Genomic DNA, 24,777 nt, shown 5'->3' with positions numbered 1-24,777 from the left:
ATGGCACCCCGTCCCACCCCCGCCGACAAGTTCTCCTTCGGGCTCTGGACCGTGGGCTGGCAGGCCCGCGACCCGTTCGGTGACGCGACCCGCCCCGAGCTGGACCCGGTCGAGGCGGTGCACCGGCTCGCCGAGCTGGGCGCGTACGGCGTCACCTTCCACGACGACGACCTGATCCCGTTCGGGGTCGACGCCGCCACCCGCGACCAGCACATCGCCCGGTTCCGAAAGGCCCTCGACGAGACCGGCCTGGTGGTCCCGATGGTCACCACCAACCTCTTCACCCACCCGGTGTTCAAGGACGGCGGCTTCACGAGCAACGACCGCGACGTCCGCCGTTACGCGTTGCGCAAGGTGCTGCGCAACGTCGACCTGGCCGCCGAGCTGGGCGCCCGCACGTTCGTCATGTGGGGTGGCCGGGAGGGCTCCGAGTACGACGTCGCGAAGGACGTCCGCGCCGCGCTGGACCGCTACCGCGAGGCGGTCGACCTGCTCACCCAGTACGTCATCGACCGCGGCTACAACCTGCGCTTCGCGCTGGAGCCCAAGCCCAACGAGCCGCGCGGCGACATCCTGCTGCCCACGGTCGGGCACGCGCTCGCGTTCATCTCCCAGCTGGCACACCCCGAGATGGTCGGCCTCAACCCCGAGGTCGGGCACGAGCAGATGGCCGGGCTCAACTACGCCCACGGCATCGCCCAGGCGCTCTGGCAGGGCAAGCTGTTCCACCTGGACCTCAACGGCCAGCGGGGCATCAAGTACGACCAGGACCTGGTCTTCGGCCACGGCGACCTGATGAACGCGTTCGCTCTGGTGGACCTGCTGGAGAACGGCGGCCCGGACGGCGCCCCGGCCTACGACGGGCCCCGGCACTTCGACTACAAGCCCTCCCGCACCGAGGACATGGCCGGGGTGTGGGCGTCGGCCGCGGCCAACATGAGCACCTACCTGCTGCTCAAGGAGCGGGCGGCGGCGTTCCGTGCCGACCCCGAGGTGGCCGAGGCGCTGGCCGCCAGCAAGGTCGCCGAGCTGGGTGCCCCGACGCTGAACGCCGGCGAGGGATACGACGACCTGCTCGCCGACCGGTCCGCCTTCGAGGAGTTCGACGTCGACGCGGTGGCGGCCCGGGGCTTCGGCTTCGTACGGCTCAACCAGCTCGCCGTCGAGCACCTGCTCGGCGCCCGCTGAGGCCCGCCATGCCGCTGGTCGCGGGCGTCGACTCGTCCACACAGTCCTGCAAGGTGGTGATCCGGGACGCGGAGACCGGTGCCCTGCTCCGGCAGGGCCGGGTGCCGCACCCGGACGGCACCGAGGTGGACCCGGAGGCCTGGTGGCAGGCACTCCGGGCGGCCGCCGAGCAAGCCGGAGGGCTGGCCGACGTGGCGGCGATCTCCGTCGCCGGCCAGCAGCACGGCATGGTCTGCCTCGACGACGACGGCCGGGTGGTCCGCCCGGCGCTGTTGTGGAACGACACCCGCTCCGCTGACGCCGCCGCCGACCTGGTCGAGGAGGCCGGCGGCGGCACGGCCGGGCGTCGGTTCTGGGCCGAGGCCGCCGGCAGCGTGCCGGTGGCCAGCTTCACCGTCACCAAGTTGCGGTGGCTGGCCCGGCACGAACCCGAGCAAGCGGCCCGGGTGGCCGCCGTCTGTCTGCCGCACGACTGGCTGACCTGGCGGCTGGCCGGGGCGCCGGGGCTGGCCGCCCTGCGTACCGACCGGGGTGACGCCAGCGGCACCGGCTACTGGTCGCCGGCCACCGGTGACTACCGGCTGGACCTGCTGGAGCGGGCCTTCGGTCGGCGGCTGGTGGTGCCCGAGGTGCTCGGTCCGTCCGAGTCGGCCGGCACCCTGGCGGCCGGCGAACTGGGCGGGTCGGGCGGCGCGCTGCTGGGCGCGGGCACCGGCGACAATGCCGCTGCCGCGCTCGGCGTCGGTGCCGGCCCGGGTGATGTGGTCGTCTCGATCGGCACCTCCGGCACGGTGTTCAGCGTCGCCGACGTGCCGGCGGCCGACGAGAGCGGAGCGGTCGCCGGCTTCGCCGACGCCGCCGGTCGCTTCCTGCCGCTGGTCTGCACGCTCAACGCCGCCCGGGTGCTGGACGCCGCCGCCGCGATGCTCGGTGTCGGTCTGGACGAGCTGGCCGAACTGGCCCTCTCCGCGCCGGCCGGGGCGGACGGGCTGGTCATGGTGCCCTACCTGGAGGGGGAGCGGACGCCGAATCGGCCGCTGGCCACCGGCGCGGTGCACGGCCTGACCCTGCGTACCTCCACCCCCGCGCATCTGGCCCGGGCCGCCGTGGAGGGCATGCTCTGTGCGCTCGCCGACGGCCTGGACGCGTTGACCGCGCAGGGTGCCACCGTCCGCCGGGTCATCCTGGTCGGCGGCGGGGCCCGGTCGGCCGCGGTCCGCCGGATCGCGCCGCAGGTCTTCGGCTGCCCGGTGGTCGTTCCTCCGGCCGGGGAGTACGTCGCCGACGGCGCCGCCCGGCAGGCCGCCTGGGTCGCCCTGGGCGGCCCGACGCCGCCCACCTGGGCGGTCGAGGGCACCGAGGAGTACGCGGCCGAGCCCGTCCCCGCCGTCCGTGACCAGTACGCCGCCGCCCGGGGGTTGGTTCTGGACCGCCAGTGACGGCCGGCGCGGCTATCGATCGTCTTCTGTCGGAGCCCCAGCGTTCTGTTGTGGGAATCGACACGCGCGGGATTACCTACATCGATGAAAGTCAGTAGAATCTTGGTTCCGGCTTCCCCTGAGGAGGATGTGTGGAACCTGTCTCGCGTATCAGAAGGACGGCCGCGATGGCCGCGCCGGCCGTGTTGGTCGGCGCACTGCTCACCGTCGTCACCGGAGTCACTCCGGCGCAGGCAAAGTGCGTCGAGTCGCCCCAGCAGCAGCGGATCAGCATCGGCGGTCGGGTGGTGGGCATCGAGGAGGCCCAGTCGACCGAGACCTGCGAGGGCAACGGCGTCTACTACGGGCGGATCCGGGACACCTACAGCGACGGCTCGTGCGTCGCGGTGCTCTACTACGACCCCGGCCTGGTCGGCACGTTCGGCACCAGCTGCGACTCGGCCGGATACCGGTACACCTACCGGGACACCCGCGGCGACAGCATCTGGGACTCCAACTTCCGCGGCAAGCTCACCTCCACCGGCGCGCTGAGCCCGGAATACCTGAACGTCGGCTACTGACGGCCCGACCCGCCGCCGCGACCGGTCCCGGTCGCGGCGGCGGGTGGCTGCGTGAGTGCGGATAGCGAGGTGCGGATGATGCGCAGACCCCTGCTGCTGATGCTCGCCATGATGCTGGCCCTCGCCGGCTGTGGCACCGAACCGACCCGTCGGGCCGACCCCGCCGAGGTGGCCCGGGAGCTGACGCTGACCCTCGACCGGGGCGACGACGGCTACGACCAGGCGATGGACTACTGGCGGCAGGTCAACGACTCGCTCGTACGGTGCATGGCCGATGGCGGCCTGACCTATCAGCCGTACGTCGACCAGTGGGCGGTGGATCGCCGCATCGCGCTCGGCCTGAGCCGGGAGGAGTTCGTCCAGCGGTACGGCTACGGTCTCACCACCCTGATCGACTACCTCCCACTGGGAGCGCGCCGGGTCGATCCCAACCTGACGGCGTTGCGGCAGATGACGCCCGAGCGGCGCAAGAGCTACCAGTCCCGGCTCACGTCCTGCCGACGGGACGCCCGGCAGAAGTTCGGCCCCTCGCCACACACCGACACCAGCGCGATGACGGCCGAGGAGAGCGACCGGATGGACGAGATCCTGGCCGCCGTCGACAAGGACCCCCGGGTGGTCCGGGCCGCGGCGGAGCGGGCCCGGTGCATCGAGGCGAAGGGATTCGCCAGCGGCGACAGCCGGTCCCTGGTGCTCTCCGCGGCCGCCGAGCGATACCGTGACGGCTTCGAGCGGGCTGCCCTGGAAGCCGAGCAGGCCGGGCGGGACAGCTCGGCGCTCGGCCTGGCGGACGTCTTCGGCGCGGCGGATCTGGCCGAGCTCAAGCGCCTGCAACAACGCGAGATCGCCGAGGCCCGGCAGGTGGAACCCTGCCAGTGGACGTACGACGACAGCTACCAGGTGGTCTACCGGGAACACCTGGCCCGGGTGAGCGCCGGCGGGAGTTGACCGGCGGCACCCACCCGCGTGACGCCATCGTTGTCGGAGTCTGGTTGGCTGCCGGTCATGACCGTGACCAGTGGCGGGCCCCGGCGGGTCCGGGGCGGTGGCCCGGCGCACCGGTTGTACAGCGTCGTGGTGTTCGTACTGCTCGCCTCGCTGGACAACGTGGCGATCGGGCTGGTCCCACCGCTGTACGGGCCGATCTCCGACGCGTTCGACGTGTCCGGGCGGTTGCTCGGCCTGGTCACCGCGGTGAGCTTCCTGGTCAGCGCGGTGGCCGCGGTCGGCTGGGCGTACGTCGGCGATCGAACCAACCGCAAACCGCTGCTCATGGTGGGCACCCTGCTCTGGGCGGCGGGCACCGGCGGCAGTGCGCTCGCCGGCGGCTACCTGACGTTCCTGGCCGCACAGCTGGTCGCGGCGATCGGCCTCGGCGCCGTCGGCTCGGTGGGCTACTCGGTGGTCACCGACCTGATCTCGCCGGTCCGGCGGGGGCTGGTGATGAGTTTCTGGGGGCTCTCCCAGGGCGTCGGCACGCTGGCCGGCACGCTGTTCGGCGGGTTGCTCGGGTCGGCCGACTGGCGGCGGCCGTTCCTGCTGCTCACCGGCGTGGGCCTGGCGGCCACCCTGGCGTATCTGTTCACCTACGACATCCGCCGTGGCCAGAGTGAGCCGGAACTCGCCGACGCCCTGGACGCCGGCGCCGAGTACGACTACCAGATCAGCCGGGCCGACCTGCCGAGGATCCTGGCGCGACGGACCAACCGGTGGCTGATCCTGCAGGGCCTGACCGCGCAGGCTGCCTTCGGCTCGCTGGTCTGGCTACCGGTGCTGTTCGCCGAGCGGGCCGAGGACCAGGGTTATTCAGCGGCGACCGCGGTGGTGGTGGGCAGCGTCTTCGCCACCCTGTTCCAGCTCGGTGGGGTGCTCTCCATCGTCGGCGGGCTGATCGGCGACGCGGTGCAGCGACGTACCCCCAGAGGCCGGGCGCTGGTCGCCGCGGTCGGCATCCTCGCCGCGCTGCCGTTCTACCTGGTGCTGTTCTTCGTGCCGGTGACCATCGACGTGCCGGACGGTGCCAGCGCCGGCGCGGTGGTCGGCGCGGTGCTGTCCAGCGTGGTCACCGAGCCGTCCGTCGGGTTGAGCCTGCTCACCGCCGTGGTGGCGCTCGCGTTGACCTCGGCCAACTCGCCGAACTGGTTCGCGCTGATCGCCGACGTGAACCCGCCCGAGCACCGGGGCACCGTCTACAGCCTGGGCAACCTGGTCAACGGGGTGGGCCGGGCGGCCGGCAACGGGCTGGTCGGAGTGGCCTTCCAGGGCCTGCGCGGGGCGTTCCCGCCGCCGCTGAACTTCGCCGTCGGGCTGGCCGCGTTCCAGCTCTTCTTCATCCCCACCGGCATCATGTACTGGCTCGCCTCGCGGACCGCACCGAAGGACATCGACACCGTGCACGACCTCCTGCACACCCGAGCCGACCGCCTTTAGCACCGGCGCCGCCGCATCCGCGTCGCCCCACGCACCGCCGGCCCGTGCGTGGGCACGGGCCGGCGGGTGGCGGAGCGGGGCGCTGGGTCAGGCGCGGAACCAGACCGTGACGTCGGTCGGGACCGCGCCAGCGTCGTCCAGTGGTGCGCTGGCGGCGAGCAATTCGGCGCCGGCCGGGACCGGAACCGGGGCGTCACCGAAATTGGTCAGCACGGTCAGCCCGCCGTTGCGGAAGGTCAGCACCTCGTCGCCCGAGGACAGCCACTCCAAGGTGCCGCGGCCCAGCCCGTGGGCGCGACGCAGCCGCAGCGCCGTGCGGTACAGCTCGTACGTCGAGCCGGGCACGTCGCGCTGGCGGTCCAGGGCGTACTCCGCCCACAGCGCGGGCTGCGGCAGCCAGCTGGAGTCGGTCGGCCCGAAGCCGTACGACGGCGCGTCGGCTTCCCACGGGATCGGCACCCGGCAGCCGTCCCGGCCGCGCTGGGTGTGCCCACTCCGCGCCCAGGTCGGGTCCTGCCGGGCCTCGTCGGGCAGCGTGGTGTGCTCGGGTAGCCCCAGCTCCTCGCCCTGGTAGAGGTAGGCCGAGCCGGGCAGGCCGAGCATCAGCAGGGTGGCCGCCCGAGCCCGGCGCAGGCCGAGCGCGGCGTCCGGCTGCGGGTCGCCGATTCCGATGCCGTTGGGGCGGACGGTGCCGATCGGCAGGCCGAGGCGCGAGGCGTGCCGCACCACGTCGTGGTTGGACAGCACCCAGGTGGTCGGCGCGCCGACCGAGTCGGTCGCCTCCAGCGAGCGGGTGATCACCGCGTACTGGGCCGGCGCCGTCCAGGCGGCGAGCAGGTACTCGAAGTTGAACGCCTGGTGCATCTCGTCCGGCCGGACGTAGCGGGCCAGGCGCTCGGCCGGCTCCACCCACGCCTCGGCGACCAGCACCCGCTCACCGGAGTAGCCGTCCAGGATCTGCCGCCACTGCCGGTAGATCTCGTGTACGCCCTCCTGGTCCCACATCGGCGGGCGCGGCTTGTCCACCTCGTTGCCGGACAGGATCTCCTGCGGCTCCTGCCAGTCGGCCAGGTCGGGCTGCTTGACGAGGCCGTGTGCCACGTCGACCCGGAAGCCGTCCACCCCGCGGTCCAGCCAGAACCGCAGCACGTCCAGGAACTCCGCGTGCACCTCCGGGTTGTCCCAGTTGAGGTCCGGCTGCCCCGTGTCGAACAGGTGCAGGTACCACTGGCCGGGCTGGCCGTCCGGGTCGACCGTCCGGGTCCAGGCGGGACCGCCGAAGACGCTCTGCCAGTCGTTCGGTGGCTGGTCGCCGGCCGGGCCGAGGCCGTCGCGGAAGATGTACCGGGCCCGCTCCGGGCTGCCGGGTGCGGTGGGCAGCGCGGCCTGGAACCAGCGGTGCGCCGAGGAGGTGTGGTTGGGCACCAGGTCGACGATCACCCGCAGACCGCGGGAGTGTGCCTCGGTGATCAGCTTGTCCGCGTCGGCGAGAGCGCCGAACAGCGGGTCGACGTTCCGGTAGTCGGCCACGTCGTATCCGGCGTCGGCCTGCGGCGACGGGTAGAAGGGGGAGAGCCACACGGCGTCCACGCCCAGCTCGACCAGGTGATCGAGGCGGGCGGTGATGCCCGGCAGGTCGCCGATGCCGTCGCCGTTCGAGTCGGCGAACGAGCGGGGGTAGATCTGGTAGATGGCGGCCTCGGTCCACCAGCCGGTGATCGGTTGCCCGGAGGAGGTCTGCTGCGTCGGATCGGTGTTCAGGGTCGTCTCCCGTGTCGAACTGTGGGTGGGCTGCCGGCGGTGCTGCTGCCGGCCGCATCGCCGCCAGCCGCCGGCCGTCGGCGGGTGGTTCCGTTCAGTGTGCCCGGGGCGGTGCGGTCGAGTCCCGCACGACCAGCCGAGTGGGCAGGATCACCGGGGTGTCGCGACCGGCGGTCCGTTGCCCGACGACCGGGCCCAGACTCGGCGCCCCGAGCGGGTCGAGCAGCATCCGGGCGGCCAGCCGGCCCTGCTCGGCGGCGGGCTGGGCGATGGTGCTCAGCCCGAGCACGCCGGCCAGGTCGTGGTCGTCGATGCCGATCACGCTGACGTCCTGCGGTACCCGCAGCCCGGCGTCGCGCAGCGCGGTCATCGCACCCATCGCCATCTCGTCGCAGGCCGCGACGATCGCGGTCGGCGGCTCGCCCCGGGCCAGCAGTTCGGCCGCGGCCCGGTTCCCGCCGTCGATGGTGAACGACGACTCGACGTCCAGGCTCGGGTCGGGTCGCAGCCCGGCGGCCAGCAGCGCCGCGTGGTAGCCCCGACGTCGGTCCAGGTGGGTGGTGAAGGCCAACTCGTCGTCCGGATCACCGGAGATGTGCGCGATCCGGCAGTGGCCGAGGTCGAGCAGGTGCCGGGTGGCGGTACGGGCGGCAGCCACGTCGTCGATCCGTACGCACGGCCAGTTGGGCACCCTGGTCCCGGAGCTGATGGTCACGCCGGGTAGGTCCAGGGTGGCCAGCGCGGTCAGGTCGGCCGGGCGCAGCGGCGTGGCGACCAGCATGATGGCGTCCACCCGTTTGTGCAGGTTGGCGGTACGCAGCACGCGCTGGCGGACCTGCTCCCGGCCGCCCAGGTTGTAGAGCAGCAGGTCGTACCCGGCCTGGTGGAGGAACTCCTCGACCGCCTCGACGACGGTGCTGAAGAACCAGCGGGTGATGCGGGGGACGACCACCGCGACCGTGCCGGTCCGGCCGCCAGCGAGCCGGGAGGCGCTCGGCGAGACCTCGTAGTCGAGCTGCTCGGCTGCGGCGAGCACCCGGCGCCGGGTGGCGGCCGAGACCCTCGGCAACCCGCGTAGGGCTCTCGACACGGTGGCCGTGGAGACCCCGGCCAACCGGGCGACATCATCAATCTTCGTCACGGTTCCCCCGCTCGGTGCCCGGTGCCCGCCGCCGCCCGAGGGGCCAGGCGGCGGCGGGCACGCGGGTCAGCCCTTGACGCTGCCGGCGAGCAGACCTCGCACGAAGAAACGCTGGAGGGACAGGAACACGATGAGCGGTACGACGATCGAGATGAACGCGCCAGCGGTCAGCCGCTGCCACTCGTTGCCCCGGGTGCCGGCCATCTCGGCCAGCCGGACGGTGAGCGGGGCGGTTTCGTTGCCGCCCCCGGCGAAGATCAGTGCGACCAGCAGGTCGTTCCAGACCCAGAGGAACTGGAAGATGCCGAACGCGGCCAGCGCGGGGGTGATCAGCGGCAGCACGATGGTGCGGAAGATCTTCGGGTGGCTGGCCCCGTCGACCCGGGCCGCCTCCATCAGGTCTCCCGGTAGCTGCGAGACGAAGTTGTGCAGCAGGAAGACGGCGAACGGGAGCGCGAAGCAGGTGTGCGCGAACCACACCTGCGCGAACTTCTGTTCGTCGACCAGGTCCCAGGCCGGCATCAGGGTGACGCCGGCGACGGTGACGCCGGTGGAGAAGAACTTCAGCAGCGGCACCAGGGCCATCTGCAACGGCACGATCTGCAGCGCGAAGATCGCGATGTAGAGCCAGTCCCGGCCGCGGAAGTTGATCCAGGCCAGCGCGTACGCGGCCAGGGCCGCGAAGGCGAGCGGGAACAGCACCGACGGGATGGTGATCGCCAGCGAGTTGATGAAGTAGCCGGCGAGCTGCCCGGATGACGACGACCGCCCGAACAGGACCTGTTCGTAGTTCTCCAGGGTGAACTGCGGGTCGGTGAAGGCGGTCCACCAGCCGGTGGTCTTGATCTCGTTCTCCGGCCGGAGCGAGGAGACGAGCAGGCCGAAGGTCGGGATCGTCCAGACCACCGCGATGACGATCGAGACGAGGGTCGCGGTACGGCTGTTCAACCGCTTGCGGACCCGGCCGGCGGTGCTGATCGGAGCGCCGCCGCTCTTCTGCGTGCCGACGGCGACGGTGGGCGTTGCGGTCGTCATCTCAGCCCTCCCGCTGTTGACGGAGGTTGCGGATCTGGTAGATCACGATCGGGATGACCAGGATGAAGAGGAAGACCGCGAGCGCGGAACCCTGCCCGTTCTCGCCGTACCGGAACGCCTGGTTGTACATCTCGCTGGCGATCACGCTGGTGTCGTAGTTGCCGTTCGTCGCGGTCCGGACGATGTCGAAGACCTTGAGCGTGCCGATCGACAGCGTCACCACCACCACGATCAGCGCCGGTCGGATGCTCGGCATGGTGATCTGCCAGAACATCTGCCACGGGCTCACCCCGTCGAGCCGGGCCGCCTCCACGATGTCACCGGGGATCGCCTTGATCGCGGCGCCGAGCACCACCATGGCGAAACCGGCCTGGATCCAGACCATGATGACGATCAGCAGCAGCGTGTTCAGTGGCGATTCGAGTAGCCACTGCTTGGGTTCGCCGCCGAGGCTGACCACGATCTGGTTGAGCAGACCGATCTGGTCCCCTTCGCCACGGTAGGCGTAGACGAACTTCCAGATGATGCTCGCGCCGACGAAGGAGATCGCCATCGGCAGGAAGATCAGTGACTTGGCCACCGCCTCGAACCGGGCCTTGTCCACCAGTACGGCGTAGAGCAGGCCGAACGAGGTGGCGACCAGCGGGACCAGGAGCACCCACACCAGGGTGTTGATCAGGACCCGGACGATCGAGTTGTCGGAGAACATCCAGCCGTAGTTGCGCAGCCCCACCCAGTTGCTGCTGCTCGAGTCCATCAGGGAGAGCAGCAAGGTGCGGATGGCCGGCACGACCAGGCCGATGACGAGCAGCAGCAGCGTCGGCAGCAGGAAGAAGACGGCGAAGAGGCCCTCCCGCTGTTTGGGTCGCCGGGTGAGCGGGGCTCCGCTGGCAGAGGCGGCGACGAGTTGCGCCTCGCGCCGCCGGGCGAACCAGGCCGGTACGACGTCGAGCAGCAGGAGCAGACCGCCCACCACCACCACGAAGGCGATCAGCCCGTACATCAGCATGAGGAGCTTCGGCTGCTCATCGGCGAAGTCGAACTCCATCAACCCTCCCTTTTCGGGTCAGATCGGCCGGTGGCCCGGCCCGCGGATGCGGACCGGGCCACCGCCGGGATCACTTCGGCCAGCTGCTCTCGATGCCCTGGAGCACCGGTGCGGTTTCCTTGCCGTTCAACCAGTCGACCATGCCCTTCCAGAACGTCCCCGCGCCGACGGCAGCCGGCATCAGGTCGGATCCGTCGAAGCGGAAGACGCCGCTCTTGTCCTGGAGGATCTGGACGGAGAGCTTGTCGATCGGGCTGGCGACGTTGGCGATGTCCAGCTTGTTGTTCGCCGTGACCCAGTTGCCCAGCTTGGCGCGGCTGTTCACGTACTCGGCCGAGGCCAGGTAGGTCTGCACCGCCTGCACCTCCGGGCGGTCGGCGTAGGCGACGACGAACTCGCCCGCGCCCAGCACCGGCTTGCCCTTGGCCGCGTCGATGGCCGGGAAGTAGAAGGCGAACGCGTCGCCGTCCTCGGCCACCTTGGTACCCGGGGGGAACTGGTTGGCGTAGAACGACGCCTGCCGGTGCATGGCGCACTTGCCGGTGGTCACCGGCACGCCGGCCTCCTGGAAGGAGGTGGTGGTGATGCTCTTGACGCCGCCGAACCCGCCGTTGACGTACTTGTCGTTCTTGAGGATGGTGCCGGCGCGGTTGACCGCGTCGGTGATCCGCGGGTCGTTGAACTGGATGGCGTGGGTGGTCCACTGGTCGTAGACCTCGGGGCCCTGCGTACGCAGGATCACGTCCTCGATCCAGTCGGTGGCCGGCCAGCCGGTGGCGTCACCGGACTCGACGCCGACGCACCACGGCTTCATGCCGCTGGCGGCGATCTTGTCGCTCAGGGCGATGAGCTGGTCCCAGGAGGTCGGAACCTCCCAGCCCTTCTCCTTGAACGTCTTCGGCGAGTACCAGACGAACGACTTCACGTTCGCGCCGAGCGGCACGCCGTACAGGGTGCCGTTGACGGTGCCGTACTTCAGCCAGTCGGCCGGCATGTTCTGCTCGGCCAGGGCCTTGGTCTCGGCACCGAGGGACTTCAGCTTGCCGGCGTCCGCGAATCGCTTGACCAGACCCGGCTGGGGCACGAAGGCGATGTCGGGGGCGTTGCCGCCGTCGACCCGGACCGGGAGCTGAGCCTCGAACTCGCCGCTGCCCTCGTAGTTGATCTCGATGCCGGTGCAGTCGGTGAACTGCTTCCACGACTGCTCCAGCAGGTCAGCCTCCGCGTCGCGAATGGACGCGTAGATGGAGACCTTCTTGCCGTCGTTGCCCTCGTACTTGTCGTACGCGGCACACTCCGCGGAGCCCGCGTTGCTCTTCTTGTCGTCGCCGGTACCGCAAGCGGTGGCGCTGAGCGCCAGCCCGAGTACGCCGGCGATAACGAAGGCCTGGCGTGGTCTGGTGAAGACCGCCATGCCGTCCTCCTTCCTAGCCGGCGCGGTCGTGCACGATGACCCGTCGCCGGTCCGATTGGGCGTGCACACATGTAAGCGCTTGCATCCGGTCCGGTCCACCCCCTGTCAGACACGAGCGAGTAACAATCCAGAAACCTTCGGGTCGCTCCGTGGGCGCGCTCCCGAGCGAGATACCCGTCTCTTTCGAAGATTGACGATATCTGTCAGGCTAGGGGCTCCCCATCGAAGGTTTTCGACATAGGAGGAGCTGTATGCGTAAGCGATGGATCAGCCTGCTGGCGGCCGGTCTGCTCATCGGGGGAGTCCTCACTCCGGCGAGCCCGGCGCTGGCCGCGCCGACCTTCAAGGTGCCGTTCCCGTGCAATCAGTCCTGGTCCGGCCAGACCCGGTCGGACCACAGCCCGGCGTACGCGGTCGACTTCAACCGGACCGACGACCTCGGCGATCCGGTGGTGGCCAGCGCCCCGGGCACCGTCGACCGGGTGACCGACCTCGGCGGCACGAGCTACGGCAAATACGTACGGATCAACCACGGCGGTGGTTACAGCACCTACTACGCCCACCTCAACGGCTTCAACGTCTCGGTCGGGCAGACCGTCGGCTACGGCAAGGTGCTCGGCTGGGTCGGCAGCACCGGCGGCTCCACCGGCCCGCACCTGCACTACGAGCAGCGCCTCAACGGCAGCGACATTCAGGTCCGGTTCAACGGCACGCTCGGTCTCTACTGGGGAACCAAGACCTACACCAGCGACAACGGGTGCTCCTCGGGTAGCGGCAACGGCACGGTCGACACCAGCGGCACCCCGCTGACCGTCCGCTCCGGCCCGGGCACCGGGTACTCCTCGGTGGGCACCGTCGCCGACGGCACCCGGGTGACCATCGCCTGCCAGACCACCGGCACCACGGTCACCGGCACCTACGGCACCAGCTCGATCTGGGACCGGATCGGCTCCGGCCGCTACATCTCCGACGCCTACGTCTACACCGGGTACGACGGCTACATCCCCGGCGTACCCCGCTGCTGAAGCGGGAATGACCCGGGTCCCCGGCGGGCCTCGCCGGCCGGGGACCCGGGTCCGACCCCCGGGCAACACAGCGCCGGGGTCGCCGCGACCGGTGTTCCTGTCGGGAGGACGGAACTCCGTGCGCGGCGACCCCGGCGGGTCCCGGTGTTACGAGCTAGGCGCGTCAATTAGTGAAGATGCTGACACCACCCGGGCCGACCAACAGCCCGACCACGATGAGGACGATGCCCCACAGGATCTGCCGGCGGAACAGCGCGAGGATGCCGGCGACCACGAGTACGACTGCGAGAATCCAGAGAATCAGCTCCATGACCTTTGAATACCCGACCCGCTGATCGTGGAAACCTGATCGGTGTCGAGTTGATCGCCAACGTGAAAGACGCTGTACGCCTGCTTGATCACGGGGTGCGCCACGTTGCGGACCCGCACCCCGCCGGGGGTGGTGCCGCGCTCGGTGCCGGCGTGCGCGTGCCCGTGCAGGGCCAGCGCGGTGGGCGCCGAGTCGATCGCCTGCCCCAGCTGGTACGAGCCGAGGAACGGATAGATCTCCAGCGGCTCGCCGGCCAGCGTGTCCGGCACCGGCGAGTAGTGGGTCAGCGCGACCAACATGTCGCAGTCCAGTGAGCGCAGCGCCGTACCGAGGCGATCCGCGCTGTCGTTGGTGGTCCGGACGAACGCCTTCATCTCCGGCTCGCCGAAGTCGCTCGCGCACCGCCCGGCGAACCCGCCACCGAAGCCCTTCACACCGGCGATGCCGAGTCGGCCGCCCGCGCAGTCCAGCACCACCCCGTTGCCCTCGAGCACGGTGATGCCCGCGTCCTCGAGCACCTTGACCACCTGCGGCACCTGGTCACACTGGTGGTCGTGGTTGCCCAGCACGGTCACCACCGGCACGTCCAACCCGCCGAACTCCTGCGCCACGCAGCGCGCCTCGGCCTCGGTGCCGTGCCGGGTCAGGTCCCCGGCCAGCAGCAGCACGTCGGCGCACTCGGGCAGCTCCTCCAGCGCGGGGCGGAACCGGCCGACCACGTCCTCGTCCAGATGTACGTCGCCCACGGCGGCGATCCGGATCACCATGAAACCTCCCTCAGGGCAGTTGCTCGATCTCCGTGGGCGCCTGGGCGCGGATCACTCCGATGTCGCTGGTGATCGGCACGTCCGGAAAGCGCTCGGCGACCCGGCGCAGGATCTCCTCGCGCCGGTGTGGGCTCTCCACCTCGCCGTAGAGCACGAGGCCGCTCTCCCGCCGGACCACGGTGATCCCCTGTTCGGCGACGGCGGGATCCTCGGCGAGCAGGCGATGGATCTCCGCCTCGATGTACTCGTCTGGTGGTCCGGCGCCGCTGTCGCGTTGGTGGGTCACGGTGTCCCCTCTCCTTCTCTGGTGCCGGAGCCCGGCACCACCTCCAGCCGGTCCAGCAGCATCAGGAACGCCTCGGCGTACGGCGAGTGCTGCGTCTCCTTACGTACCCGTTCCCAGTCGATCTGCTCCCGCAACGACCGCGCCAATGGCAGGCCGCGGGCGAAGTCGCAGTAGTGCTGGGAGAAGCTGAGCAGCTTGTGCACCATCAGCTGGGTGGCGGACAGGACCGGCATGTGGATCGCGTCCACCGGCCGGACGACCGTGTCGGCGAACGTCTCCTCGGTCACCGGCGTCTCGATCGGCCGGTGGATCAGGTCCACCATCCGGCCGTCGTCGAAGACCTTGACCAGCCAGTCCTCCGGCGGGCGCTCGGCCACGAAGCCGGCGGCGACCAGGGCCTCCAGGGCCAGCTCCACGTCGGTCTCCCGGATCAGGAAGTCGACGTCGTGGTCGCTGGAGTGGCCGCCGTGGGCGTAGACGGCGAAGCTGCCGCCGAGCGCGAACGGGATCTCGGACTGCTTGAGCACGGCGGCGACCTTCTTGAGGGTGTGCACCAGACTCTCGTCTCCGCGCTCAGCCATCTGGTTCTCCCGTCGGTCGTGTAGGTGGACAGGCGGTTGGATTCGAACTCCCGTACCCGGCATTCCGGTCGGCCACACCTGGCCGGGTCACGCTCGGGTGCCAACCGGGATCAAACGGCATAAAAGACACGGGCTTGGAGCGCGGGTCGGATATCCTGTCGAGGGTGGCCAAACCATCGGGGACGCGACGCGGCAGGGCCCGTCTGCGCACCATCGCCCTGATCGGCATCGACGGTTCCGGCAAGACAACGCAGGCGCACCGACTGGCCGACGCGCTGACCGCCGCCGGCCGGCCAGCGCGCTACCGCCGCAACGCCAGTGGGCGCCGCTGGCTCGGTCGACTCGCACACCGGCTCGGCCGCCCGGACGCCCAGCGACTCGTCGGGCGCGACGGCATGCTCGCGGTGGAGTCCGTGCTGCGCTGGCTCGCCATCGCCATAGCTCTGCTCAGTTGCCTGCTGACCGGGCGGACGGCGGTGATGGACCGCTACTCGGCCTGCCAGTACGCCAGCATCCGCGCCCATGGCGGGCACCGCTGGGAGCGCCTGGCCCGGGCCGGCTACCGGTTCTTCCCGACCCCCCAGGTGACCTTCCTGCTCGCCGTCGACCCGCAGGAGGCGTACCGGCGGATCGAGCTGCGCGGCACCGACCACGAGACGATGACGTGGCTGACCGCGGCCGACACCGCGTACCGCGCCCTGCCCGAGTACCCGACCTTCGTGCTGGTGGACGCAAGCCGTTCGGCCGAGGAGGTGACCGAGCAGATTCAGGCGCACCTGGCGACCTGGCTACCGCCCGCCGCCCACCCCAGTCGGCCGTCCGAGACACCCGCGCCACCGTCCGACGCGCGGCCACCGTCCGACGCGACGTTGTCCGTGCCGACGGCGGGGGAGTGGGCCGTTCGCGCTGTCGCCGGGCCGCTGGTGGCTCAGGCCCGCCCGTAGACCGGAATGGCGGCGCCGCTGGTCGGCGCGGAATCCGTCGACGCGAGGAAGCGGATCACCGACGCGATCTCGGCCGGGGCCACCCAGCGGGAGTGGTCGGCGTCGGGCTGGGCGGTCCGGTTCGCCGGGGTGTCGATGACGCTGGGCAGCACGGTGTTGCAGCGCACGTTGCGGGACCGGTACTCCACCGCGACCGCGTTGGCGAAGGCGAGCACCGCCGCCTTGGCAGTGGCGTAGCCGGCCGCGCCGGCGAACGGGCTGACCGCCGCGCGGGCCGAGACACAGACCACCGCGCCACCACCGGCTGCCACCAGGTGCGGCAGCGCGGCTTGGGTGACCAGGTAGGTCGGCCGCAGGTTCGCGGTGAGCATCCGCTCGAACTCCTCGACCGGCGTCTCGTGCACCAGCCCACCGCTCGCGTACCCGCCGACCAGGTTCACCACCGCCCGTAGCGGGGCCGCCGGATCGTCGGCGGCGGCCTCGACCGCCCGCGCCGCGCCGACCGGATCGGTCAGGTCCGCGACGAGCCGGACCAGACCCTCCGCCGGCTCCGCGTCGGGCCTGGACCCCCGTTCCGGTACGACCACCCGCCAGCCGGCCGCCCGGAAGGCAGTGGTGACCGCCCCGCCCAGCCCGCCGGTGCCTCCGGTGATCAGCACACTGCGCTCCGCCATGCGGCACACGCTAGCGCCGCGTACGCCTCGCCGACGCACCAACCCGCGGCAGGGCACACGACGACCGGTGGGGGCCGGGGCGGCGCGTTGGAGGGGCGGCCCTGCCCGGTGCGGCCGATCGGGGACGCCGTACGGTCGGGCCGTTGCCGGGTTTTCGCGCGGCCGACGCCGTCCGGCAGGCTGGGCCGACCCGGTGGGGGAGGTGCGGCGCCCGTGGCGGTGGCAGGCTCGGGGCGGACACACTCGTCCGATCGGCGGTATTTTCCCCAACACGTGGAGTCATGGTTGACGCTCACGCCTCGTGAAAGTAAGTTTCATCCGTGGCGAAGAGTCCGAAGATTTCTGCGAGTCAGGAGCCCGGTGGGCTGATCGTCCACATCAGTGGACTCCTTCCGTCGCTGTCGCCCGCCGAGCAGCGGGTCGCCCGGCTGGTCGTCGCGGACCCGGCCGAGGCCGCCCGCAAGACGATCACCGATCTCGCCACCGCAGCCGAGACATCCGAAGCGACCGTCATCCGGTTCTGCCGATCGGTGGGCATGGACGGCTATCCGCAGCTGCGGATCCGGCTCGCCGCCGAGGCCGCCCGCCGGATCGAACCGCCGGACGCCCGGGTGGTCGGCGGTGACATTCCGCCCGGCGCCGACCTCGCCCAGATCATCGCCACCATCGCGTTCAACGACGCCCGCGCCGTTGAGGAGACTGCCGAGCAGCTCGACCCGGCCGTCTGTGAGCAGGTGGTCGAGGCGATCGCGAACGCCGGCCGGATCGACATCTACGGCGCCGGCGCCAGCGGGTTCGTCGCCTCGGACTTCCAACAGAAGCTGCACCGCATCGGCCGGATCGCCTTCTACTTCCCGGACGTGCACACCGCGCTGACCTCGGCCGCCCTGCTCGGCCGGGGCGATGTCGCCATCGGCATCTCGCACACCGGCACCACCTCCGACGTGATCGAGGTGCTGGAGCAGGCCCGGGCGCGGGGTGCCGCCACCGTGGCGCTGACCAACTTCCCGCGTTCGCCGATCACCGATGTGGCCGACTTCGTGCTGACCACGGCCGCCCGGGAGACCACCTACCGCTCCGGAGCGACAGCCAGCCGACTGGCCCAGCTCACCGTCGTCGACTGCCTCTTCGTCGGGGTGGCAGCCCGCAACCGGTCCCGGGCCCGCAAGGCCCTCGAAGTGACCGCCGAGGCGGTCCAGTCGCACCGGGTGGGTGCCAACCGGAGGCGAGGATGACGGCCGGTTCGGTGGAGCCGGACGAGGACACCCCAGCACCACTCGCCCGCCCGGTCGTCCGGGTGGGTGCCCCGACCGAGCGGCGCAACCCGCTCAGCGTCGACCTCGACCTGATGTCGACCCGGGACGTGCTCACCATCATCAACGAGGCGGACCGTAGGGTTCCGGCCGCGGTCGCCGCGGTGCTCGACGAGATCGCCACCACGGTCGACCTGGCGGTCGCGGCACTACGCGGCGGCCACCGGGTGCACTACTTCGGGGCCGGCACCTCCGGCCGGCTCGGCGTGCTCGACGCGGCCGAGTTGGCACCCACGTTCAACTCGCCCCGGCACTGGTTCTGCGCCCACCTCGCGGGTGGCCCGGACGCGATGTGGCGGGCCGTGGAGGACGCCGAGGACGACGACCGGGGCGGCGCGGCCGACGCGGCCGGTTGTGTGCACACCGGTGACCTGGTGGTCGGTCTGGCCGCCAGTGGACGCACTCCGTACGTCCTCGGGGCGCTCGCCGCGTCCCGCGCCAAGGGCGCATCGACGGTGCTGCTCTGCGCGAATCCGGAGGCGGAGGCGGCCCGGTCGGTCGACGTGTTCATCGGGGTGGACACCGGACCCGAGGTGGTCACCGGTTCGACCCGGATGAAGGCGGGCACGGCACAGAAATTGGTGCTCAACACGTTCTCGACCGCTGTCATGGTGCGCCTCGGTCGGGTCTACTCGAACCTCATGATCGATATGGTTGCCACCAACGCGAAGCTTCGCGGACGCATGATCTCGATTCTGGTCGAGGCCACCGGCTGCTCCGAGGAGGTCTGCCGGCAGGCCCTCAACGAGGCCGACGGCGACCTGAAGACCGCGCTGGTCTCACTGGTGTCCGGTGCCGAGGTAGGCGCCGCGCGGGCCGCGCTGGCCCGCTCCGCCGACCAGGTTCGCGGCGCTCTCGCCCTGCTCGCCTCCTAGCTCCTGGCCGCCGTCCCGGGCAGCGGGAAGCAATCGAGGCTCCGGATTGTTCATCGGGGCGGGGGGTAATACCACCCTGTAGATGAACCGACCGGTCCACCGGTGCGTATCTGGCAGTGACCAGGATCGCAGCGCGGTGGTGACCCGGGTCGCTGTGCCCCCGCGGCGTGCGGTGTTGCCATAGTTGCGGGCGATCGGCGATTCGTCGTCCCGCCAACCCGTACGTGGTGCCCAGCGGCGAGCCACCCGACGGGCGCTGACAGCAAACATGGACCGTGCTCTCAGCTACTACTCAGGCATTCGTGACACTTTCGACTCACGACATGGAATCCCCGGAACGTCTCATCTGTTGTGTAGGTGTCAGCACCGGTGGGCACAGCGGAAGTTACCGGGGGCTGTCAGACGTGGGGAATGGCAAGGAACCGGGCAACCGGCGCGAGCGAGGGGACCGTGGGCAACGTGGACAAGAACATCGGCATGCGGACCGATCAGGTCGCCGAAGAGCGCGACCTCGTCGGCGTCTACCTGCACGAGATCTCCCGGACGCCACTGCTGGACGCTGCCCGGGAGGTTGATCTCTCCAAGGCGATCGAGGGCGGCCTCTACGCCGAGCACCTGCTCGACGAGGACCGCGTTCCGGCCGGCGTCGACCGGGACGACCTGGAGCGGCTGGTCGTCGAGGGTGAGCGCGCGAAGGACCTCTTCATCCGCGCCAACCTGCGACTGGTCGTGTCGATCGCCCGCCGTTACGTGCGCTCGGGCATGCCCATGCTGGATCTGATCCAGGAGGGCAACACCGGCCTGGTCCGGGCGGTCGAGAAGTTCGACTACGAGCGCGGCTACAAGTTCTCCACCTACGCCACCTGGTGGATCCGCCAGGCCATCAGCCGGGCGATCGCCCAGCAGGAGCGCACCGTGCGGCTGCCGGTGCACCTGGTGGAGGACGTCAACCGGATGCGCAACGTGGCTCGGCAGCTCACCCGTGAGCTGGGCAGCGACCCGGAGCCGGAGCAGATCGCGGCGGCCCTCGGCGTCACCGTCGAGCGGGTCAACGAGCTGCGGCGCTGGTCGCAGGACACCGTCTCGCTGGACACTCCGGTGGGCGACGACGGCGACACCAGCCTCGGCGACCTGGTCGCCGACAGTGACGCCCCGTCGCCGGAGGACATCGTCCTCTCCGGGCTGGAGCGGCAGCGCATCGAGGGGCTGCTCAACCACCTCGACGATCGGTCGGCGGGCATCATGCGGGCCCGCTACGGGCTGGAGGACGGTCGCGAGCACTCGCTCACCGAGGTCGCGTCCCGGTTCTCGCTGTCCCGCGAGCGGATCCGGCAGCTGGAGATCCAGGCGCTCGGTCGGCTCCGCGAGCTGGCCCGGGCCGAGGGGTTGCAGGCAGCCTGACCAGGTCATAATGACGGCGAACGGCCGGCGTCCGATAGGGGGACGCCGGCCGTTCGCCGTCTGCGGTCGGGCCTAGTGGACCCGGCCGTAGCCCTGGATGGGCATCATGTTCATGCCCCGCTTGAGCACGTTGCGGCCGGCGCTCGGCGCGTCGATCACCTGATTGCCACCGACGTAGAGGCCGACGTGACCGAGCCCGCTGTAGAAGACCAGGTCGCCCGGGCGCAGGTCGCCCCGACCGATGTGGGCGACCGCGCTCCACTGCATCCGGGTGTTGTGTGGCAGTGACTTCCCGGCAGCCCGCCAGGCCGCCGAGGTGAGTCCGGAGCAGTCGTAGCCGTCCGGCCCGTCGGCAGCCCACCGGTACGGCTTGCCGATCGCGCCGTACGCGTACCGCACGGCGGTGCCGGCGTCCCCGGCCAGGGCGGGTGCCTTCTCGGCCGTGGCCGCCTTGGGCGCGGGTTGCTCGGTGGCCGCCCCGTACGCCTGCCGGCGCAGCTCGTACAGCTCGGCCAGGTCGTTCTCGATCCGCCTCTTGCCCGCGGCGAGTTCGCGGGCCTGTGCGGCCTGCCGAGCCAGCGTGGCGTCCAGGCGGACCTTCTCGTCGAGCAGGCGCCGCTGGTTGTCGGTGAAGCCGGAGATGCGGTCCTGCCGCTGGCGGGTCAACTGGTCGAGCGCGCCGAGCCGGTCCAGCAGCGCGGCCGAGCCACCCGGACGCAGCAGGGCGTCCGCGGTCCGCAGGCCGCCGCTCTTGTACGCCGTGGTCGCCAGCTCGGCGACGTCGGCCCGGCTCTGCTCGGCCTGCTGCTCCAGCGGGCCGATCCGGGCCTGTAATCGGGCCACCGCGGCTTTGTTGGTCTTGATCTCCTCGGAGAGCTTGTTGTACGACTCGACGATCCGCTCCAACTCGGCCGAGGACGTCTCGATCCGGCCGGTCAGGTCGGCGGGGGACGGCTCGGCGTGGGCCACCGCCGTCGGGACGATCAACGTGGCCGACATTCCGGCCACGGTCAGGGTGCGCAGCAGATTTCTCAGGGATGACAAGAGCGGAAGGCTCCTCTCCCACGGCCGCCGTGGGCTGCTGACGGCCCTCGGCGACACCGGCCGGGGCTGTCCGAGCGGACGGCACTGGGCCGGACCGGCTCGCCCAACCTAACCCGGGACGGTTGTGATCCGCAGTTGAAGCAGGGGCGAATGTTGGCAAAGGGGCGGGAAGTGCTGGTGCGGTCCGTGATCGTGTGGCGGCTTGCCGCACGTACCGGGGCTGCGGGAGCGCCGGTTTTGCCGCTCATTCGCGCGATACGCGGCCTTCGTCGTTCCGGGCGTATGCCGCCGGATTTCGATCGGCCATAACCGATAAAACCCGAAATGGAGGCTGTTTCTCGGCGATGTCGCCCGGCCGAGTGGCTGTCGGGAGCCGGCAAATGCCCTGGTGGGGTGGCGGTGCCGCAACACAATGTAGGCCGGAGCCGGGAATCCCGTCGACAGGCAGCGATGTCTGCGGCCGGCGAACCAGCCCGGCGGACCGCCCCGCGGGAGGAACCGTGAATCGTGAAGGCGCAACGACGCGGCCGCCGCGACCGGTGGCCGGTGCAAGGTCGACGCTGCTGTACGCGCGTCCCGGCATCATCGTGACCATCGACCGGTTCACCGTCGGCCGAACCAGCTACCGCGTCGCCGACCTGACTCATCTGCGTACCACCCGGGGCCCGCACGACCGGATCGCCGTGCGGGCCGTCGCCGTCACCGCGGCCATGATCGGTGGCGTCGGTCTGCTGCTGGGCTTCACCGGTGGCCTGCAACGGCTGACCGCCGGGGCGTACCTCATCCTCGGGGCGGTGCTGCTGCTGCCGGCGGTGCTGGCCCTGGTGGGCGATCGCTGGCGGCCACCGCCGTTCGAGCTGTGGGGGTGGCACCGGGGAGACGAGGTGCTGCTGTTCAGCGCCGACGACGAGAGGCAGTTCGGCCAGGTGACCCGGGCGCTGCTGCGGGCCCGGGAGGTGAACCGGTACGGCACCTGGGCGGACCCGCTCGCCTCGGCCGACCCGTGGCGGCCCAGCCGCTGAGCGCGCCGGCCGACACCCCGACCCGTGGCCGAGGAGGGTCGCTCAGCTGGCGACCGGCTCCGGGGTGCGCTCCACCGGGCGGCTGACCCAGCCGGTGACCCGCCGCTCGGCGTAGAACGAGACGAAGGGCACGGTGCCGGCCAGCATCACCAGGAGCATCCGCTTCAGCGGCCAGTCGGCCCGGCGGCTCAGGTCGAACGCGGCCACCAGATAGATCATGTAGAGGAAACCGTGTGCCGGCCCCACCGTCTCCACCACGACTGGATTGTCGAACGCGTACTTCAACGGCATGCCGACCACGACCAGCAGGATCAGCACCACGCCCACGATCCAGGCGATCGCGCGGTACCGGGTAAGGGCTGCGCCCACCTTCGTCCGTCCTTCCGAGCCCCGGCTCAGCCGGGATAGTCACCGGGCCGAGCGCCCGGATTGGCGTTCAACCATGACAGGTAGCGGTTGTAGGCGGCCAGGTCGGCGTCCTCAGCGGCTCCGCCGGCGGCCGGAACCCGAGCCACCCGCACCGGCCGGCGTACCGCCGGGCGGGACCCTTGGGTCACGGCGGGCGTCGGGGCGTCGGCCTCGTCGGCCGCTGACCCGGCAACATCCGCCGGGTCTCGGTTGGCCAACCGCACCTCGCGCCACCAGACGTAGACCACGAAGCCGGCGAAGATCGGCCACTCGACCGCGTACCCCCAGCTCAGGCTGTTGCCGGCGGCGGCCCGGCTGACCTGCCACCAGCCCAGCCCGAGAAAGCCCACGACCAGCACGACCATGGCCACGTGACGTGCGATCCACGCCGGGGTCCAGAGCCGCCTCATGGCATCGAGGGTACCGGGAGCGGCGCGGGTCTCCGACACCGTGTCGTAGTTGTCGCGCGGTCGGGCTGGTTTGGCGTCACCGGGCGTGGGCATCCATCTAGACGCCAGCCCAAACGAGACCAGGGGGGCGATGATGACCGGATCGGTACGCGAGGACGGCTTTCCGTCCAGCGCTAGCACGGACATGAGCCCGGAGCAGCGGGTGCCCGAGTGGGGCGGCGAGCAGCTCGCCGCCGACCCGGCGGGTACCGCCACGGATCTCGACGGCGACCTGCTCGGCGTCGACCCGGAGGACCTGAGCGACGAGGATCTGATCCGCGAGATGCAAAGCCTGCACCGCACCCGACTCGACACCCTCCGGCACGCGGCGGACTCCGCGCTCGCCAACCACCTGCGACGCACGGCGGAGCTGGAGACCGAGTACCTGGCCCGCCACCCGGGCCGGGAGGTCGACCCGAGCCGCCTGCGGGACGCCTGATGCCGGCGCGCGCCGTGCGCGGCATGTCCGCGCCGCCCGAGGTCGTCTTCAGTACGGCCACCGACCCGAACCGGGCCTCGGCGTGGCTGCCCGAGCCGCTGCGCGTCGACGGCAGCCCGGCCGCGGAGATCAGCGCCGAGGAGCTGTGGGCCCGTTGGGGCGACGGTGACGACGCCGACTGGTCCGCCGAGATCCGGGTCGAGCCGGTGGACTCCGGCGGCGCCCGGATCCAGCTCGATCTGGCCGACGGATCGGACGGTCCGGCTCCGGACCAGTTGGCCGACGAGGCGCTGGCGAACCTGGTACGCGAGGTCGCCGACAACCTCCAGGCCGGTTGAGACGCGCGAACGGCATTCCCGCAGCACCACTGACGACGAGGAGAACGGGTGACCGACACTGGCCTGCGGCAGAAAGTGGCGCGGCTGCGCCGGGCGTACGCGCCGCACGAGCACCGGCCGCTCGGCGGATATCTGGTGGCGATGGGCACCTACGCCGGGGTGACCGGGGCGCTGGCCGGGCTGGTCAAGGTGACCGGACGGCAGGTGCCCGAACGCCCAGGCACGGCCGACGTGGTGCTGCTCTCCATCGCCACGCACAAGCTCAGCCGGCTGCTGTCCAAGGACGCGGTGACCAGTCCGCTCCGGGCTCCCTTCACCCGGTACGACCGGCCGATCGGCAGCGGTGAGGTGATGGAGCAGGTCCGCGACTCGGGCAGCTCCACCCGACACGCCATCGGGGAGCTGCTGAGCTGCCCGTTCTGCCTCGCGGTCTGGGTGGCCACCGGGCTCACCGGGGGCCTGGTGCTCGCGCCCCGGCTGACCCGGCTGGTGGCCACCGCGCTGACCGCGGTCGCCGCGTCCGACTTCCTGCAGATGGCGTACGCGACGGCGCAGCAGGCCGCCGAGGGTGGGCACCACGACGACTGAGCGGGTCAGACAGCGCAGCGGGGGCCGGTGTCAGCCGGCCCCCGCTTTCCGTCTGGATCAACGCTGCATGCCGGACCAGCCGTGTGGCGACTCCGGCTCCCGCTCGTCCTCGTCCTCCCCGGTGATGATGTCCCGGTCCACGGCGGTGCGGTCGTGCTCGTTGGCGAAGTCCGGCTCGGGCGTGGTGTCCCTACCCTTCGGCGGTTGGGCCAGCGCCGTCACCTTCTCGTCGTGATCCTCGTGGTGCGTCATGTCGGTGTCCCTTCTGAGGTCGTCGGCTCTGGGGTCGTCGGGCGG

The 24,777-nt window shown here is 71.1% G+C and carries 28 protein-coding genes; 14 read left to right on the top strand and 14 right to left on the bottom strand.

Features of this window, described 5'->3' with window-relative positions; all coding sequences use genetic code 11:
* The 5 genes from xylA to ACFQGL_RS22665 all read left to right on the top strand — a co-directional run bounded on the left by xylA (nucleotide 1) and on the right by ACFQGL_RS22665 (nucleotide 5,617).
* Nucleotides 1-1,188, top strand: a complete 1,188-nt coding sequence (gene xylA / locus ACFQGL_RS22685; RefSeq protein ID WP_377514322.1) for a xylose isomerase — start codon at nucleotides 1-3, stop codon at nucleotides 1,186-1,188.
* A gap of 8 nt (nucleotides 1,189-1,196) precedes the next feature.
* Nucleotides 1,197-2,627, top strand: coding sequence for a xylulokinase (gene xylB / locus ACFQGL_RS22680; RefSeq protein WP_377514321.1), 1,431 nt, complete (start codon nucleotides 1,197-1,199; stop codon nucleotides 2,625-2,627).
* 167 nt (nucleotides 2,628-2,794) lie between these two features.
* The gene (locus ACFQGL_RS22675; RefSeq protein ID WP_377514320.1) at nucleotides 2,795-3,187 is read left to right on the top strand and encodes a hypothetical protein; all 393 of its coding nucleotides are present in this window, start codon (nucleotides 2,795-2,797) and stop codon (nucleotides 3,185-3,187) included.
* A gap of 78 nt (nucleotides 3,188-3,265) precedes the next feature.
* On the top strand, nucleotides 3,266-4,135 hold the full coding sequence (locus tag ACFQGL_RS22670; protein ID WP_377514318.1) for a hypothetical protein: 870 nt from the start codon (nucleotides 3,266-3,268) through the stop codon (nucleotides 4,133-4,135).
* A 57-nt stretch (nucleotides 4,136-4,192) separates the two neighbouring features.
* Complete coding sequence (locus ACFQGL_RS22665) at nucleotides 4,193-5,617, top strand: MFS transporter (RefSeq protein ID WP_377514317.1); 1,425 nt, start codon at nucleotides 4,193-4,195, stop codon at nucleotides 5,615-5,617.
* Nucleotides 5,618-5,704: 87 nt separating this feature from the next.
* On the opposite strand, the gene ACFQGL_RS22660 is transcribed toward ACFQGL_RS22665, so the two are convergent.
* The 5 genes from ACFQGL_RS22660 to ACFQGL_RS22640 form a co-directional block, all read right to left on the bottom strand.
* Nucleotides 5,705-7,378, bottom strand: coding sequence for a glycoside hydrolase family 13 protein (locus ACFQGL_RS22660; protein ID WP_377514353.1), 1,674 nt, complete (start codon nucleotides 7,376-7,378; stop codon nucleotides 5,705-5,707).
* A gap of 94 nt (nucleotides 7,379-7,472) precedes the next feature.
* Entirely contained in the window at nucleotides 7,473-8,519 is a 1,047-nt protein-coding gene (locus tag ACFQGL_RS22655; protein ID WP_377514316.1) for a LacI family DNA-binding transcriptional regulator, read from the bottom strand.
* 66 nt (nucleotides 8,520-8,585) lie between these two features.
* Nucleotides 8,586-9,554, bottom strand: coding sequence for a carbohydrate ABC transporter permease (locus tag ACFQGL_RS22650; RefSeq protein WP_377514315.1), 969 nt, complete (start codon nucleotides 9,552-9,554; stop codon nucleotides 8,586-8,588).
* Nucleotide 9,555: 1 nt separating this feature from the next.
* Nucleotides 9,556-10,602: a carbohydrate ABC transporter permease gene (locus tag ACFQGL_RS22645; protein WP_377514314.1), complete on the bottom strand. Its 1,047-nt coding sequence runs from the start codon at nucleotides 10,600-10,602 to the stop codon at nucleotides 9,556-9,558.
* Nucleotides 10,603-10,672: 70 nt separating this feature from the next.
* The gene (locus ACFQGL_RS22640) at nucleotides 10,673-12,016 is read right to left on the bottom strand and encodes an ABC transporter substrate-binding protein (protein ID WP_377514312.1); all 1,344 of its coding nucleotides are present in this window, start codon (nucleotides 12,014-12,016) and stop codon (nucleotides 10,673-10,675) included.
* A 251-nt stretch (nucleotides 12,017-12,267) separates the two neighbouring features.
* On the opposite strand from ACFQGL_RS22640, the gene ACFQGL_RS22635 reads away from it, so the two are divergent.
* On the top strand, nucleotides 12,268-13,041 hold the full coding sequence (locus ACFQGL_RS22635; protein ID WP_377514311.1) for a peptidoglycan DD-metalloendopeptidase family protein: 774 nt from the start codon (nucleotides 12,268-12,270) through the stop codon (nucleotides 13,039-13,041).
* Nucleotides 13,042-13,204: 163 nt separating this feature from the next.
* On the opposite strand, the gene ACFQGL_RS22630 is transcribed toward ACFQGL_RS22635, so the two are convergent.
* The 4 genes from ACFQGL_RS22630 to ACFQGL_RS22615 are packed head-to-tail and all read right to left on the bottom strand — an operon-like array spanning nucleotide 13,205 to nucleotide 15,048.
* Nucleotides 13,205-13,351, bottom strand: coding sequence for a GPGG-motif small membrane protein (locus ACFQGL_RS22630; protein WP_377514309.1), 147 nt, complete (start codon nucleotides 13,349-13,351; stop codon nucleotides 13,205-13,207).
* Nucleotides 13,342-14,118, bottom strand: coding sequence for a metallophosphoesterase family protein (locus ACFQGL_RS22625; RefSeq protein ID WP_377514308.1), 777 nt, complete (start codon nucleotides 14,116-14,118; stop codon nucleotides 13,342-13,344). Before ACFQGL_RS22625 ends, ACFQGL_RS22630 begins: the two co-directional genes overlap by 10 nt.
* A gap of 10 nt (nucleotides 14,119-14,128) precedes the next feature.
* Nucleotides 14,129-14,404, bottom strand: coding sequence for a BON domain-containing protein (locus tag ACFQGL_RS22620; RefSeq protein WP_377514307.1), 276 nt, complete (start codon nucleotides 14,402-14,404; stop codon nucleotides 14,129-14,131).
* On the bottom strand, nucleotides 14,401-15,048 hold the full coding sequence (locus ACFQGL_RS22615; protein WP_377514306.1) for a nucleotidyltransferase: 648 nt from the start codon (nucleotides 15,046-15,048) through the stop codon (nucleotides 14,401-14,403). The genes ACFQGL_RS22620 and ACFQGL_RS22615 overlap by 4 nt, the downstream gene beginning before the upstream one ends.
* Before the next feature lie 101 nt (nucleotides 15,049-15,149).
* Here ACFQGL_RS22615 and ACFQGL_RS22610 point away from each other — a divergent pair, with 101 nt between their 5' ends.
* On the top strand, nucleotides 15,150-15,929 hold the full coding sequence (locus tag ACFQGL_RS22610; protein WP_377514305.1) for a dTMP kinase: 780 nt from the start codon (nucleotides 15,150-15,152) through the stop codon (nucleotides 15,927-15,929).
* Here the strand turns inward: ACFQGL_RS22610 and ACFQGL_RS22605 are convergent.
* A complete protein-coding gene (locus ACFQGL_RS22605) occupies nucleotides 15,914-16,603 on the bottom strand; it encodes an SDR family NAD(P)-dependent oxidoreductase (RefSeq protein WP_377514304.1) in 690 nt (229 codons plus the stop codon). The two genes, ACFQGL_RS22610 and ACFQGL_RS22605, sit on opposite strands and share 16 nt — an antisense overlap.
* Nucleotides 16,604-16,923: 320 nt before the next feature.
* Between ACFQGL_RS22605 and ACFQGL_RS22600 the strand changes: the two genes are divergently transcribed.
* The 3 genes from ACFQGL_RS22600 (at nucleotide 16,924) to ACFQGL_RS22590 (ending at nucleotide 20,192) form a co-directional block, all read left to right on the top strand.
* Nucleotides 16,924-17,838 (top strand): MurR/RpiR family transcriptional regulator, encoded by a 915-nt coding sequence (locus ACFQGL_RS22600; protein ID WP_377514302.1) that lies wholly within the window; start codon nucleotides 16,924-16,926, stop codon nucleotides 17,836-17,838.
* Complete coding sequence (gene murQ, locus ACFQGL_RS22595) at nucleotides 17,835-18,791, top strand: N-acetylmuramic acid 6-phosphate etherase (protein ID WP_377514301.1); 957 nt, start codon at nucleotides 17,835-17,837, stop codon at nucleotides 18,789-18,791. The genes ACFQGL_RS22600 and murQ overlap by 4 nt, the downstream gene beginning before the upstream one ends.
* A 411-nt stretch (nucleotides 18,792-19,202) precedes the next feature.
* The gene (locus tag ACFQGL_RS22590; protein ID WP_377514300.1) at nucleotides 19,203-20,192 is read left to right on the top strand and encodes a sigma-70 family RNA polymerase sigma factor; all 990 of its coding nucleotides are present in this window, start codon (nucleotides 19,203-19,205) and stop codon (nucleotides 20,190-20,192) included.
* 72 nt (nucleotides 20,193-20,264) lie between these two features.
* On the opposite strand, the gene ACFQGL_RS22585 is transcribed toward ACFQGL_RS22590, so the two are convergent.
* Nucleotides 20,265-21,236, bottom strand: coding sequence for a C40 family peptidase (locus ACFQGL_RS22585; protein WP_377514299.1), 972 nt, complete (start codon nucleotides 21,234-21,236; stop codon nucleotides 20,265-20,267).
* Between the two features lie 500 nt (nucleotides 21,237-21,736).
* Between ACFQGL_RS22585 and ACFQGL_RS22580 the strand changes: the two genes are divergently transcribed.
* Complete coding sequence (locus ACFQGL_RS22580; RefSeq protein WP_377514298.1) at nucleotides 21,737-22,258, top strand: DUF6232 family protein; 522 nt, start codon at nucleotides 21,737-21,739, stop codon at nucleotides 22,256-22,258.
* Between the two features lie 42 nt (nucleotides 22,259-22,300).
* On the opposite strand, the gene ACFQGL_RS22575 is transcribed toward ACFQGL_RS22580, so the two are convergent.
* Together ACFQGL_RS22575 and ACFQGL_RS22570 are read right to left on the bottom strand one after the other, a co-directional pair.
* Nucleotides 22,301-22,627: a DUF3817 domain-containing protein gene (locus ACFQGL_RS22575; RefSeq protein ID WP_377514296.1), complete on the bottom strand. Its 327-nt coding sequence runs from the start codon at nucleotides 22,625-22,627 to the stop codon at nucleotides 22,301-22,303.
* 26 nt (nucleotides 22,628-22,653) lie between these two features.
* Complete coding sequence (locus ACFQGL_RS22570) at nucleotides 22,654-23,076, bottom strand: hypothetical protein (protein WP_377514295.1); 423 nt, start codon at nucleotides 23,074-23,076, stop codon at nucleotides 22,654-22,656.
* Between the two features lie 130 nt (nucleotides 23,077-23,206).
* Between ACFQGL_RS22570 and ACFQGL_RS22565 the strand changes: the two genes are divergently transcribed.
* From ACFQGL_RS22565 to ACFQGL_RS22555, 3 genes are read left to right on the top strand one after another with little or no spacing between them, the layout of a single operon-like run.
* Nucleotides 23,207-23,554 (top strand): DUF6158 family protein, encoded by a 348-nt coding sequence (locus tag ACFQGL_RS22565; protein WP_377514293.1) that lies wholly within the window; start codon nucleotides 23,207-23,209, stop codon nucleotides 23,552-23,554.
* The gene (locus ACFQGL_RS22560) at nucleotides 23,554-23,892 is read left to right on the top strand and encodes a hypothetical protein (RefSeq protein ID WP_377514292.1); all 339 of its coding nucleotides are present in this window, start codon (nucleotides 23,554-23,556) and stop codon (nucleotides 23,890-23,892) included. The genes ACFQGL_RS22565 and ACFQGL_RS22560 overlap by 1 nt, the downstream gene beginning before the upstream one ends.
* A 48-nt stretch (nucleotides 23,893-23,940) precedes the next feature.
* Complete coding sequence (locus ACFQGL_RS22555; protein ID WP_377514291.1) at nucleotides 23,941-24,480, top strand: DUF1360 domain-containing protein; 540 nt, start codon at nucleotides 23,941-23,943, stop codon at nucleotides 24,478-24,480.
* A gap of 57 nt (nucleotides 24,481-24,537) precedes the next feature.
* Here the strand turns inward: ACFQGL_RS22555 and ACFQGL_RS22550 are convergent, their stop codons facing one another.
* Nucleotides 24,538-24,732: a hypothetical protein gene (locus ACFQGL_RS22550; protein WP_377514290.1), complete on the bottom strand. Its 195-nt coding sequence runs from the start codon at nucleotides 24,730-24,732 to the stop codon at nucleotides 24,538-24,540.
* Nucleotides 24,733-24,777 lie beyond the last annotated feature (45 nt).

The organism is Micromonospora vulcania, assembly GCF_042658605.1.
In the GTDB taxonomy this organism is placed as follows: Bacteria; Actinomycetota; Actinomycetes; order Mycobacteriales; family Micromonosporaceae; genus Micromonospora; species Micromonospora vulcania.
This window is presented reverse-complemented; position numbering and strand designations above follow the sequence as displayed.

What these genes read in the sequence shown, in the direction of transcription:
- ACFQGL_RS22635 (WP_377514311.1), top strand. Translation starts at nt 12,268, where the DNA reads ATGCGTAAGCGATGGATCAGCCTGCTGGCGGCCGGTCTGCTCATCGGG.
- ACFQGL_RS22605 (WP_377514304.1), bottom strand. Translation starts at nt 16,603, where the DNA reads ATGGCGGAGCGCAGTGTGCTGATCACCGGAGGCACCGGCGGGCTGGGC.
- ACFQGL_RS22665 (WP_377514317.1), top strand. Translation starts at nt 4,193, where the DNA reads ATGACCGTGACCAGTGGCGGGCCCCGGCGGGTCCGGGGCGGTGGCCCG.
- ACFQGL_RS22675 (WP_377514320.1), top strand. Translation starts at nt 2,795, where the DNA reads ATGGCCGCGCCGGCCGTGTTGGTCGGCGCACTGCTCACCGTCGTCACC.
- xylA (WP_377514322.1), top strand. Translation starts at nt 1, where the DNA reads ATGGCACCCCGTCCCACCCCCGCCGACAAGTTCTCCTTCGGGCTCTGG.
- murQ (WP_377514301.1), top strand. Translation starts at nt 17,835, where the DNA reads ATGACGGCCGGTTCGGTGGAGCCGGACGAGGACACCCCAGCACCACTC.
- ACFQGL_RS22670 (WP_377514318.1), top strand. Translation starts at nt 3,266, where the DNA reads ATGCGCAGACCCCTGCTGCTGATGCTCGCCATGATGCTGGCCCTCGCC.
- ACFQGL_RS22650 (WP_377514315.1), bottom strand. Translation starts at nt 9,554, where the DNA reads ATGACGACCGCAACGCCCACCGTCGCCGTCGGCACGCAGAAGAGCGGC.
- ACFQGL_RS22630 (WP_377514309.1), bottom strand. Translation starts at nt 13,351, where the DNA reads ATGGAGCTGATTCTCTGGATTCTCGCAGTCGTACTCGTGGTCGCCGGC.
- ACFQGL_RS22570 (WP_377514295.1), bottom strand. Translation starts at nt 23,076, where the DNA reads ATGAGGCGGCTCTGGACCCCGGCGTGGATCGCACGTCACGTGGCCATG.
- ACFQGL_RS22550 (WP_377514290.1), bottom strand. Translation starts at nt 24,732, where the DNA reads ATGACGCACCACGAGGATCACGACGAGAAGGTGACGGCGCTGGCCCAA.
- ACFQGL_RS22565 (WP_377514293.1), top strand. Translation starts at nt 23,207, where the DNA reads ATGATGACCGGATCGGTACGCGAGGACGGCTTTCCGTCCAGCGCTAGC.
- ACFQGL_RS22560 (WP_377514292.1), top strand. Translation starts at nt 23,554, where the DNA reads ATGCCGGCGCGCGCCGTGCGCGGCATGTCCGCGCCGCCCGAGGTCGTC.
- ACFQGL_RS22615 (WP_377514306.1), bottom strand. Translation starts at nt 15,048, where the DNA reads ATGCCGGGTACGGGAGTTCGAATCCAACCGCCTGTCCACCTACACGAC.
- ACFQGL_RS22590 (WP_377514300.1), top strand. Translation starts at nt 19,203, where the DNA reads ATGGCAAGGAACCGGGCAACCGGCGCGAGCGAGGGGACCGTGGGCAAC.
- ACFQGL_RS22640 (WP_377514312.1), bottom strand. Translation starts at nt 12,016, where the DNA reads ATGGCGGTCTTCACCAGACCACGCCAGGCCTTCGTTATCGCCGGCGTA.
- xylB (WP_377514321.1), top strand. Translation starts at nt 1,197, where the DNA reads ATGCCGCTGGTCGCGGGCGTCGACTCGTCCACACAGTCCTGCAAGGTG.
- ACFQGL_RS22645 (WP_377514314.1), bottom strand. Translation starts at nt 10,602, where the DNA reads ATGGAGTTCGACTTCGCCGATGAGCAGCCGAAGCTCCTCATGCTGATG.
- ACFQGL_RS22625 (WP_377514308.1), bottom strand. Translation starts at nt 14,118, where the DNA reads ATGGTGATCCGGATCGCCGCCGTGGGCGACGTACATCTGGACGAGGAC.